We start from the raw sequence: 11,430 nt of genomic DNA, 5'->3' as shown, positions 1-11,430 counted from the left end.
GTGACTCCTAAGAGGACATTAATTGGTTGAGTTGTTTCAGCGCTTGTTTGTGAAGCTGACATATACGAGGTGGTGTCAGATCCAATACCAGAGCTATTTCGTGTAAGTTGAGTTCATGTTGATAGAACAGAGTCAGGAGCAGTTGATCGCGCTTAGGTAACTTACCCAAAGCACTGTCTAAACTACGACGAATATGTTCATGTTCCATGCCATCGTATTGCCCGCCAATGTAGCTATCACCGCTGCTCTCCATCAGTTGGTCAAGGCTTTGCATCTCGCCTGCGAGAGCGGCATTTTGGCGGTTGTAATAATCTTGCTCATTCGTCCCTAAAGCCTGGATGATTTCGGCATCCGTTGGCATTCGACCTAACGTTCGAGTGAGATCTCGAGTCACGTCGTTGAGCTCGTGGGCTTGTTGACGAGTCTTACGTGAACGCCAATCTAGTCGGCGTAATTCGTCTAAAATAGCTCCCCGAACTCGACAAACGGCGAAAGCAGGAAAGTGAGGATCGTCAACATCGCCATATCGGCGTCCAGCCTCGACTAGAGCGATAAGGCCTATCTGCTGCATATCTTCAATACTACAGTGAGAAGTGGCATGAACGCGCAGCTGGTTAACTACGCGTTTTACCATGACCTGATGACGTTGTAGCAATGCGTTTTCATCAATTGGTCGTGACGGTGTTGTCACTTCCTCTTCTGTGGTGTAAGTGTCTTGTACATTCATGTCTAACATGGTTGTGCTCCGTTATTGCACAACATATTTAGTCAACAAAACATCGTCGATTTCTCGGACGATGTCTGTTTTAGCAAAAGCGAGTAGAAGCGTTTGCTTCACTTCGTCTTGCAGAATATCGATGGCACCCGCTTGCTGTAACTGATCAAACGTTTTGTCGCTAAACAGTTTTAATAGAGAGTTTTGTACCATAGGCATGTATTCATCGATCTCTTTGATACGCTCTGGACGGCGTGTCTCAATTGCCAGTTCTAGCATCACAAAGTGAGTCTGTTTCTTGCCTTTAACGGTCAAAACGACTTTGTCCAAAGGATGGAAGCTAGGACCTTTACTTGTCGGTTGTTCTGTGACCAAAAAAGACAGTGGAGAGTCTTCGATCAGTGAACCAGAGTCAGGTGACTCTTGAGCGTGTTTGTTTAAGTACCAGATTCCGCCCATAATTGTGACGGCCGAAACGAGGGCACTGGTGATGATCATGGCGATAAACAGGGCGATCATTTGTTGTTTGGTCATAACCTTTTTCCTCGAAGATTCACTAAGCTTGAGTGCTTAGCCAGTGTTCTGAATAGTTAGTTGTTGTCGTGGTTTGGAATGCACCAGATTCTCGTGCGGCGAAAATATTGGCGTCTTCTTCGTTTGCATGTGGGTCATTTCGACCTTGGTTTTGATCAGAGCCAACATTGACATCGACATGAACGAAGTTTTGCTCTTGTAACTCAGTACGCAATCGTTCCGAAACTTGCATTAAAGCTTCTCGTGTTGCTGCGGCATTGGCGTTGATGTGGACACTCAATCGGTCACCTTCAACACGTACAAGTAAATCCAATTTCCCTAAGTCTGGTGGGTCTAGGCGGATTTTTGCTTCTTGTACATTTTGTTGAGCTTGGAGCGTCACGCGATCATGTAATACTTGCATCATTTGCTCCCCCCACTTTCCTGCAGTGGTATCAACACGCACCGCTGCCCACTCAGAGCCTTGAGCTTGAACATGACTCGTCGCAACCGGTGAATGTGCAGGTTGTGTTGTAGGAGCTTGTGCTTGAAGTAGAGAGGCGGTTGGTTGCCCTTGAACAGGTTGATTCAAAAGAGTTTGAAACTCAGCACCGGAGATAGGCAAACGCGAACTCGATGAAGTCGGCAGACTTTGCTTCACATCTTGTTTTGATGATGTGTTTAACATAGCGTTAGACGAATCTTGAGTAACAGACTTAACTTCGCTCGCAGTCATTAAAGATGACGCTTTTCCTAGTTTCTCAGCCTGCTTCTCTGCCATGGTAATCATACCCTGGGTTAAAGCTTGAGCTTGCGCTGCAAGATCAGTCGATTCTGTTAACCCTAGTGTACTGGTCAAGTTGGCATCCGGATCTGAAGCTGAGCGGTCATCAGTATCAAAACCATGACTTTGTACTTTGTTTGCGCTGTTCAAAGTAGAGGCCGTAAGGTGAAAACTCGGTACCGCTGACGCAGAGTTAAAGTCTTGCTCACCATTCTGCTTGTTCCCTGATTTAAAACCATGAGAAAAGCCGTGTACCGAGTTCGCTTGCTTGATGTGACCCTCATTGTTAGCTGGCGAATTACCCGAGTGCTGAGTTGAAGAAGGTATGATCATTGAGTTAGCTCCATGGTCATTGCTAATTGATAGGCCATAGCGCGTTCTTGATGGTCATTGACCATGTTCATCTCTTTTTTCAACTCGTTGGTCGACTTCTCTAATACTGCGAAGGCATTAGCGTGCACTGTTTTCGCTCGCTGGATTTCAGGTGCAAGCTTAGGATCTTTCAAAAAAGGCTTGTGACTGATCAAAAGCTCTCGCAACTGCAAGTCGTACCGCTTGAGCGCATGCCAATCGGCCGTTTTTGCGGCGAACTGGATGAGCTGAGATAAATGACGGAATCGCTCTGGCGATACTTTATGCTTGTTGTCCAAAATTCATCCAACCTTCACGAATGTTACCCATTACACGCTCAACGTTAACCAAGCGATTTGCATCGTTTTGCACGCTAGCGTAATAAAGTTCGACTTGGCAGAAGTCATACAGCTGGCGTAGGTTTTCCGCAATTTCACCGCCGTTTTCATCATCTAAAGCACTTGTTAGTCCAATCAAGATGTTCATGCATTTGTTGATTCCATTCCCTTTCTCAGCCAAACGATTTGCGGCTAGGTGGCCGCGAATACGTTCAACTTCATCGAGTAGGCCATCGATTAACATGATGACTAATTGGTGTGGATTTGCTGCTGCCGCTTGAGCGTCGAGATCGACTTGTTGGTACGAATCGTAACCAGAATCCATAAGCATGAATATTTCTCCTAAATTTGGAACCAAATGTCTTATTTTTGAGCATTAAACATGGACATGGTTTGGTTCATTTGGGTCATAATTGAATTCATTTGAGTGAATTGTTTGAGATAGCGGTTGTACGACATTTCGTACTTACGCTCTAAATTGGTTTGTTTATCTTTGATTCGGTCTAAGCTTGACTGTATTGCGTCTTTACGCGTGCTGAAGGTTCCTGATGAGAACTTCAAGAAAGGCTCTACCATCGCGTCAAGAGAATCTAGCAAAGCGTCATCCCCATTAAACAACGCCTCTAAGCCTGCGCTGTTTGTTTGTTGAGCTTCTTTGAACTTTTCTTGATCAACTTTCATTTTACCGTTGCGGTCTAGGCTCACGCCGATTTCGCTTAGGCGCATACCATTGTGTTCACCTCGGATTAACCCCGTTAACTGACTCTCAATAGAACGCAATGTCGAGTCGCTAGCGAGCACGCCGCGTTTCTGATCTTCACCGCCAATTTGGGTGTACTGATCGATAGTAGAAACAAGGGCATTGTAGGTTTCCACAAACTTATCTAGTTGTTCTTTAGTGCCTTCGCTATCAGCTCCAATTTTTAAACCGATTGGCGAATCTCCCGCGGCTTGCGGTTTAGATACGGTAATGTCAACACCGTCGATGACACCTTCAAAAGTATTACTTGCGTTGGTTAGTTTCAGGCCTGAGTCTTTTGCACCTAGCCACATAACCGCATCTTGCGGAGCGTTGATTTGCTTGAGGTTGGTGAAGGCGTCTTCAAACCACGCTTGGCCAGTACCCGATGCAGATACGTTGATCTTATTTTCGACACCAGTCTCAGTGCTCGATAGCATAAAGTGTGTTTGACCATTCGAGCGAACTAGAGTGGCGTTAACGCCAGGGTTATCCGTGTGATTGTTAATCGCACTGGCTAAATCACTGATCGTTGCAGTGCCGTCACCATTAACATCAACGGAGGACAAGTCTAGAGTCATTGTTTCACCGTTGATGGTGAATTCTAAAGATCCAGTTGTTGGTACTTCTGTCGTCGCCTCAAGGTCTGCAGGCATTCCTGTAGATACTTGATGCGCCGTTGCCACTTTTTCTACAAAAATCTGATAGTTACCCGTTAGCGCTTTAGCATCCGCGTTTGCAGTAAAGTTACCTTCTTGAGAGAGTGTCGCACTGTTTTTGATGATGCTGTTTGTGCTGTTATTCATCTCTTTCATTGCAGTACGAAAATCACGTAGTGCGCTTTCAACTTTATTAAAAGCTGACAGTTGTGACTGGTACACATTAGCTTGCGCTTGGTAACGGTTTTTGAATGGGTTTGTGTCCAATTGTGCGAATTGGGTTGCCATTTTTACTGGGTCTAAAGAACTCATGAGGTGTGCTCCTCTCATCTCTTATTGGCTTGAATACTTTGAATGCTACGCCTTAGTTTAATTATCAGTGGCAAGATGCGTGCCGTATATTAAATTCAATTAAAACAAAGGTTTAAAGCTATTTTGTTTTCTTGGGAGGAAGTGGTGTTTCCACCTTGTTTGTTCCGCCTTCCTCCATGGAAAAAGTAATTTCCTTATAAGAAAAGGCGACCTAAACAAAGAAAATATTTAATTGTATTGACGGTTCTAATTAGGAGAGATGTTTTAATTAGACGTTATATTCAGCCTTTACTTCAGCTTGATTCAGATAATTCTTACAGAGTGCATTAATTGCGTTCTGATATTATTTTTGATAGTGCGATGTGCAAGTGTTCTCACTAAAAATTAAATTTTTTACGTTTCAAAGAATGTCAGTTATGAATGAATTTGCGTTACGATTGATGAAATGTGCTCGTGCATATGAAGAGTTCATTAACAAAAAACTATTAAGTAAACAGAGCATCAATTCTGATGAGATAGCTAGTATCTTAAAGGAAGCTAAGTTCAATTTTCCTGAACTTAGAGATAGTAAAATAGGAAGTAAATTAGAGACGATAGAATTAGAACTGTTTAATAAGGTTTTATTCAATATTATGTTGAAGTTCGGATTCAGAGTGCCTGAACCTCACAAAGATAATACGAGCTCTATTTATATTCGTAGATAAAAATAAAGCCTTCCATAGGAAGGCTTTATAATTAAGACGATTTAAATTAAGCGCACTATTAACTAAGTAATTAGCGTAGTAGTGACATTGCCATGCTTGGAAGCTGGTTAGTTTGAGACAGAACAGTTGTACCTGCTTGCATCAACATTTGGTTCTTAGTCATGTTTGAAGACTCTACTGCAAAGTCTGTATCCATGATACGACCTTTAGATGCTGTAACGTTTTCTACCATGTTACCAAGGTTAGCCATAGTGTGCTCAAGACGGTTGATGTTCGCACCGAAGTCTGCACGAGAGCTACCAATTTTTTCTACTAGACCGTCAGCGCCGCTGATTTTGTCTAGTGCTGCTTTTGCTTTAGTCGCGTCATCGATACCATCTGTAATTGCTGCATCAGCAAGGATAGTAGTGATTTCACCGATACCTGCGCTTGCGCTTACAGTCAATGTTTCAGCAGAAGATGCACCGATTTGGAATGTTACGTCACCTGCACCGAAGCCGCCGCCTTTAAGAAGGTTTTGACCACCGAACTTAGTGTTGTCTACGATGTTGTTTAGTTCTGCAGTAAGCTGTGTGAACTCTTTGTTAAGAGACGCACGGTCTGTTGCACTGTTTGAACCGTTCAACGATTGTGTAGCAAGGTCGTTCATACGGTAAACGATGTTTGTCATTTCATCCATCGCACCTTCAGCAGTTTGCATCATAGAGATGCCGTCTTGTGCGTTACGCATTGCTACTGACATGCCGCGTGTTTGCGCTTCTAGACGGTTAGCAATTTGAAGACCAGCAGCGTCATCAGCAGCTGAGTTCACACGGTAGCCTGTGCTTAGACGTTCCATTGCTGTGTTTAGAAGTCCGCTTGTTGTGTTCATTGTGTTTTGAGTTACAAGCGAAGCGTAGTTAGTGTGCATTGATAAAGCCATCTTAGTCTCCTTAGTTAGTCACTATATCTTTCAGGCCTCGGGATATTCCCTTGTCACTAACTAGAGGCGGTCGGTCGGCTTTAATGATTAATTTTAAAATTAAAAAATTTCTAAAAAAGATAAAAATTGATGATTTTTAGTGATTTGTATTCCATGAAAACCGGGGAAATCATCATATAAGCCTAAATTTTTTAGTTAAGTTAAAGAAACTATTGCCCAATGATCTTGTGGTTATCCGTTATAAATAAAAAAACAGCACGAATAAATCGTGCTGTTTTAAATATAAATGGTTGAGTTTCAACTATTCCTCATCAAAAGACTGAAAGGAGAGAGAGGTTGGGATATCGCTGAAATAACCAAAATAATAACTGGCACCCAATAAACGATAACGGTTAAGTTCCGTTTGACTCGCTACACGTCCGGCAACCCAAGTATATTTATGCTTTCTTAAGAACTTAGCAATAGGTAGGAAAGCGTGTCTTTCTTCTTTATCTTCTAGTGTGACTGACAATTTGATCATATCGGGACTAAAGTCTGCGACGCGCTCGAAGTTCACTTGCGATGTCGCGACTTCAAACCAAAGTGAATATGCATTCTCTTTTAACTTTTTGGTGAGTGTGGCGACTTTATCACGATCACATAACGTTTCATCAGCTTGAAGAGAAGGAATCACATGTTGAAAAGCAGAAGAGTGGAATTGAATCGTCTGTTCGAGAAAATAAACCCCAGGCTCCCACAGTAATGCATCAACGCGAATCGGCACGACAACATTACTAATCAAGTCGTGGTGAAAGGCTTCTAACTGAAATTGTGTTTGTCTTAGTGCAAGGTAAAGACTGAACAAATCCAGGCAGTACTGCATTTGTTCAGAGAGTTTGAATTGATAGACACTTTGTTCTCCACGCATACCAAATCTCAACGTCAGGTGTTGGAATTCTACTTCCCCTGATTGAGCTTCCCTAATTGCTTGGCATGCGTGTTGGACATCATTGTGTTTTAAAGCATCAAAGACTAATTGATCGTCATCCGTGACGATATGTTGTACTGCGAGACCAACCAAATGTTCGTACATCGCATGTGTTGAAATAAGATTAACCAAGGTTTCCTACCACATTGATTTGTTTGTTTTCTGGGATTTCGTTGTAAGACAATACTGCCAGCCCTTGTGTAAATGTACGAGCGTAACGCGCTAGAAGAGGGCGCAGCTGTGGCATAACGAGAAGGATCGGAGGTAGCCCCTGTTGCTTAAGTTGTTGTCTGATCAATGGCAAGTTTTGTTGGAACTGACCAAGAATGTTTGGCTCAATTGGGAAGCTATCTAGTGTTACCGTACCAGAAGATTGTGCTTGTTGCAGTGAAGTTAGTAGCATTTGTTCTAGCTCATCAGACAGTGCGTAGACATTTAACTCGTTCTTTTGTCCTGCAATTAAGTTAACAAGCGTACGCTTTAGTGCACAGCGTACATCAGATGCAAGTAGGATCGGGTCCTTTGTATTTTCCGCGGATTCCAACATTGTGTTGGCAATCGTGCGAATATCTTTTAGTGGCACTTGGTCCAATAAAAGCTGACGATATACTTTCAGCTGCTGCGCTGGATTAAGTGCTGCTGCTAATGCTTCTGCTAGTTTCGGGGCTTGTTGTGTCAAACGCTGGGTTATTGCTTCCACATCGTCGTGCGTAAACAATTCTGCAAGGTTTGTCTTCATGATTTTACTAATATGAGTGGCAATAACAGTGCCATCATCGACAACTTGGTAACCCATATTAAGTGCTTTTGCTTTATCTTGATGCTCAATCCACACAGCTGGCAACTGATAAGCAGGATCGCTACCCAAAATGCCATCTACCTCACCGTAAGTTTCGCCAACCGCTATCGCCATTAAACGCTCTGGTTCAATAAAACCTTGCTCAATGACTTCGCCATTTAGAGAAATTGTGTATTGGTTTGGCTTGAGGCTCAGGTTGTCACGAATACGAACTTCAGGTAATAAAAAGCCAACTTGTTCAGAAAGGTTTCGACGCACACCGCGGATACGTTGTGATAAAGGAGCCCCTTGTTCTTTGTTGACTAGATGGACGAGTCGATAACCAAGCGCAAGTGATAATGTTTGGACGTGAGGAATATCATCCCATGTCAGCGGTGTATCATCGTCTTGCATTGCTTGTGAAAGTGCTTCGACCTCTTCAATCTGGGAGTCTTGCACTGGCTTCTTGGTTTGACGCCACCCTGCGAACGCTAATGCGCCAGCAAACGCAAAAAAGGCTAGGTGTGGCATACCCGGTACCATACCGATTACCGCCATAATACCTGCGACAGTAAATAGCGTTGCAGGAGTTGCCAGTAATTGCTTTTGCATGGTTTCCGACATGCCATTATCGCTATCATTAATTCGCGTAACGATAATCGCGGCAGCCGTTGCCAATAGTAGTGAAGGAATTTGAGCAACTAGACCATCACCGATTGTGAGTAGGGCATAAGTTTTAAAGGCGTCAGACGCAGCGAGTCCATGCTCGAAGACACCAATACTGATACCACCAATGATATTGATAAACAGAATCAACAAACCTGCGATGGCATCGCCACGCACAAACTTTGATGCACCATCCATCGAACCATGAAAATCGGCTTCGTTGGCGACTTCTTTACGGCGTAATCGAGCCGTTTCCTGATCGATAAGGCCAGCGTTTAAGTCGGCATCAATTGCCATTTGTTTGCCTGGTAAAGCATCCAACGTAAAGCGGGCTGAAACCTCAGAAATACGTTCACCACCTTTGGTGATTACGACGAAGTTGATGATCATCAAGATGACGAACACCACCATACCAACGACGTAGTTACCGCCAATGACGACTTCACCGAATGCTTGAATGACCTTACCCGCTGCGTCACCACCATTATGTCCTTCTAGGAGTACAATTCGCGTAGAAGCCACGTTCAATGTGAGACGTAATAATGTTGCGACCAGCAAAATAGTTGGAAAAACAGAGAAATCTAATGGTCGCTTTGCGGTTGTGCTGACCAGCAATACTAGGATTGCTAAGACGATATTAAAGGTAAACAGCGCATCCAGTAGCAGAGGAGGCAAAGGAAGAATCACCATTGCTAATATCATTAGCAAGACGATTGGAATGCCAACGTAGCCTTTGGTTGATGTTTGAAGTTGTTTTAACCGGTTAAGCATACTTTCGTGTCCTTGGATAAACGCGGGTTAATCAGTGCTGCAAATGTTTTGGAATCGAAAAATGAGGTAAAGGAATTGGCTCTTTTCCCTCACCTTTACGAAAGGCTTTCAATTGCAAAACGTAAGTAAGAATATGTGCCACTGCGATGTACAGTTGGCTTGGGATTGCTTGTTCAATCGCCGTCGTGTGATAAATCGAACGGGTAAGTGGCGGGGAGTTAATGATTTCCACTTTGTTTTCTCGGGCGATACGTTGAATGTGCATAGCAGTTTCGTCTACGCCTTTTGCGACGACAAAGGGCGCGTCAGAAAGCGAAGGCTCGTATTTCAGTGCGACTGCGTAGTGCGTTGGGTTTGTGATGATCACGTCAGCCGTCGGCACCATTTTATCGATCTTACGGCGCGCAAACTGTTGCTGTATTTGACGAATACGTTGTTTTACTTCCGGACGACCTTCATTATTTTTAAATTCCTCTTTCAATTCTTGTTTCGTCATGCGGAGTTCTTTTAGGTGTTCCCAACGCTGATAAGGAATGTCGATAACCCCAAATAACAACAAGGCGAAGCCCATTAAGAGTAAGCCTTCAAACAGAATGGACATTACTAGAGAAAAACCTTGGCTGAGTGGGAGGTTTTGCATGCCAAGTAATGGCTGTAAGTGGTTGTCTAAATAGCCATATAAGATGCCGAAGATCACGGCTACTTTGAACGTCGACTTTAAGAGCTCAACCACTGAGCGGGTCGAAAAAATGCGCTTTATCCCGCTCAAAGGATTAATTTTGCTGAGCTTTGGCATCACGTTCCCGGGACGGAACATCCAGCCGCCTAGCACAAGGCTACTACCACAGGTCACGATAATAATGACGGTAAACAATGGTAATAGCATGTCGATGATGACTGCTAAACTTTGTCCCAATTGCTCGACAAGTTGTTTAGGATTTTCTAGGTCGGCTCGCGTCAGCATCATGTTGTAGCGAAAGATACCCGACATGCCTTCCCAAATACTATTAAGCTGAGAGTAAAAGTAGAGCGCCACCGCTAGAAATATAACCGCAGTAGTAAACTCTTTCGCGCGAGGAATTTGTCCTTCCTGACGGGCTTTCTTTACCTTCTGCGGTGAGGCTTTTTCAGTTTTGTCTTGAGAAGATTGATCGCTCATGCTCCCCCCAACATAAAGTTACTCAAGTGTCTAATGGTGTCGTGAACGAGCGCCGTGTAGCGACCAGGAACACCAGAAACTGAGATTAATACGCTGAATAGACCCAGCAGCATCGTCATAGGAAAACCTAACGCATAGACATTAAGTGATGGTGCGGCTCGGTTCATTACACCAAAACTGATGTTGGCTAGAAGCATGGAAACAATAGCGGGTAAAGCCAAAGCTAGTGAAGAGGCAAACATCCAACCGAAAATATTGACAACACCTTGCAGAGAAAGCGATGTGATACCAGATCCGACTGGCCAAACAACAAAGCTTTGAATCACGATATCTATGACGAGTAAGTGTCCTTCTAGCGCAAGAAACAACAAGGTTGAGAAAATCAGAAATATGCGTCCCAAAATGGCGACAGAAAGCCCGTTAATAGGATCATTCATCATCGCCATACCTAAGCCCATTTGCAGAGAAATCACCTGACCAAGCATGGTGAAAACGTTAAAGAGCATGTGCAAAATTAACCCAAACATTACCCCCCAAATAGCTTGCTCAAAAGCAAGGAACAGGGAAGTCATAGAGAATAATTCGACTTGTGGCATGGGTGGCATTAACGGTCCAGTAATGACAACGATCGAGAGGGCCAGTAAAGTACGAACCCAAACAGGAATAATTGCATCACCAAAGAAAGGCATTGAAATAAATACGGCTCCCACACGAAAAAACGGCCACCAGAGTTGACCGAGTATCGCCGAGAGCTCTGCAAATGTGATGGCCATTAGCCAATCATCCCTGGTATGTTGTGGAACAAGAAATCAAACAGTTCCATGATCTTACGGAGCATCCAGTGACCTGCAAAAATCACCATTAATAAGGTAACGAGCAAACGTGGCAAAAAGCTGAGTGTTTGCTCGTTGATTTGTGTGGCAGCCTGAAATACGGCGATACACAAACCGACAATTAAGCCTGGAACAACCAATACGGCAACCATCAAAATGATCAGCCATACTGCATCGGAAAATAACGTTACGGTTAGTTCTGGGGTCATAACTGCTCCT

Annotated in this window: 13 protein-coding genes; 1 reads left to right on the top strand and 12 read right to left on the bottom strand. The window is 43.7% G+C overall.

What is annotated here, in order from left to right:
* Positions 1 to 7 precede the first annotated feature (7 nt).
* The 6 genes from R7Z10_RS01560 to fliD are packed head-to-tail and all read right to left on the bottom strand — an operon-like array spanning position 8 to position 4,411.
* A complete protein-coding gene (locus R7Z10_RS01560) occupies positions 8 to 736 on the bottom strand; it encodes a FliA/WhiG family RNA polymerase sigma factor (protein ID WP_005375008.1) in 729 nt (242 codons plus the stop codon).
* A gap of 12 nt (positions 737 to 748) precedes the next feature.
* Positions 749 to 1,249: a flagellar basal body-associated protein FliL gene (fliL, locus tag R7Z10_RS01555; RefSeq protein WP_005375011.1), complete on the bottom strand. Its 501-nt coding sequence runs from the start codon at positions 1,247 to 1,249 to the stop codon at positions 749 to 751.
* A 22-nt stretch (positions 1,250 to 1,271) separates the two neighbouring features.
* Entirely contained in the window at positions 1,272 to 2,345 is a 1,074-nt protein-coding gene (locus R7Z10_RS01550) for a flagellar hook-length control protein FliK (RefSeq protein ID WP_005375012.1), read from the bottom strand.
* Entirely contained in the window at positions 2,342 to 2,662 is a 321-nt protein-coding gene (locus R7Z10_RS01545; protein WP_005375013.1) for a hypothetical protein, read from the bottom strand. The genes R7Z10_RS01550 and R7Z10_RS01545 overlap by 4 nt, the downstream gene beginning before the upstream one ends.
* A complete protein-coding gene (gene fliS / locus R7Z10_RS01540) occupies positions 2,646 to 3,032 on the bottom strand; it encodes a flagellar export chaperone FliS (RefSeq protein ID WP_005375014.1) in 387 nt (128 codons plus the stop codon). The genes R7Z10_RS01545 and fliS overlap by 17 nt, the downstream gene beginning before the upstream one ends.
* A gap of 32 nt (positions 3,033 to 3,064) precedes the next feature.
* Entirely contained in the window at positions 3,065 to 4,411 is a 1,347-nt protein-coding gene (gene fliD, locus R7Z10_RS01535; protein ID WP_005375015.1) for a flagellar filament capping protein FliD, read from the bottom strand.
* A 416-nt stretch (positions 4,412 to 4,827) separates the two neighbouring features.
* Between fliD and R7Z10_RS01530 the strand changes: the two genes are divergently transcribed.
* Entirely contained in the window at positions 4,828 to 5,115 is a 288-nt protein-coding gene (locus R7Z10_RS01530) for a hypothetical protein (RefSeq protein ID WP_025768597.1), read from the top strand.
* A 70-nt stretch (positions 5,116 to 5,185) separates the two neighbouring features.
* Here R7Z10_RS01530 and lafA read toward each other — a convergent pair whose 3' ends face one another.
* The 6 genes from lafA to fliQ form a co-directional block, all read right to left on the bottom strand.
* On the bottom strand, positions 5,186 to 6,037 hold the full coding sequence (gene lafA, locus R7Z10_RS01525; RefSeq protein WP_005375019.1) for a lateral flagellin LafA: 852 nt from the start codon (positions 6,035 to 6,037) through the stop codon (positions 5,186 to 5,188).
* Positions 6,038 to 6,338: 301 nt separating this feature from the next.
* A complete protein-coding gene (locus R7Z10_RS01520; RefSeq protein WP_005375023.1) occupies positions 6,339 to 7,109 on the bottom strand; it encodes an EAL domain-containing protein in 771 nt (256 codons plus the stop codon).
* Positions 7,110 to 7,128: 19 nt separating this feature from the next.
* Entirely contained in the window at positions 7,129 to 9,219 is a 2,091-nt protein-coding gene (gene flhA / locus R7Z10_RS01515) for a flagellar biosynthesis protein FlhA (protein ID WP_005375024.1), read from the bottom strand.
* Positions 9,220 to 9,250: 31 nt separating this feature from the next.
* Entirely contained in the window at positions 9,251 to 10,378 is a 1,128-nt protein-coding gene (flhB, locus tag R7Z10_RS01510; protein ID WP_318103739.1) for a flagellar biosynthesis protein FlhB, read from the bottom strand.
* The gene (fliR, locus tag R7Z10_RS01505) at positions 10,375 to 11,151 is read right to left on the bottom strand and encodes a flagellar biosynthetic protein FliR (RefSeq protein WP_005375027.1); all 777 of its coding nucleotides are present in this window, start codon (positions 11,149 to 11,151) and stop codon (positions 10,375 to 10,377) included. Before fliR ends, flhB begins: the two co-directional genes overlap by 4 nt.
* Complete coding sequence (gene fliQ, locus R7Z10_RS01500; protein ID WP_005375036.1) at positions 11,151 to 11,420, bottom strand: flagellar biosynthesis protein FliQ; 270 nt, start codon at positions 11,418 to 11,420, stop codon at positions 11,151 to 11,153. The genes fliR and fliQ overlap by 1 nt, the downstream gene beginning before the upstream one ends.
* Positions 11,421 to 11,430 lie beyond the last annotated feature (10 nt).

Source organism: Vibrio sp. Vb1018 (genome assembly GCF_033338775.1).
GTDB lineage: Bacteria > Pseudomonadota > Gammaproteobacteria > Enterobacterales > Vibrionaceae > Vibrio > Vibrio alginolyticus.
The sequence above is the reverse complement of the archived record's forward strand: the minus strand, read 5'-3'. Positions and strand labels throughout refer to the sequence as shown.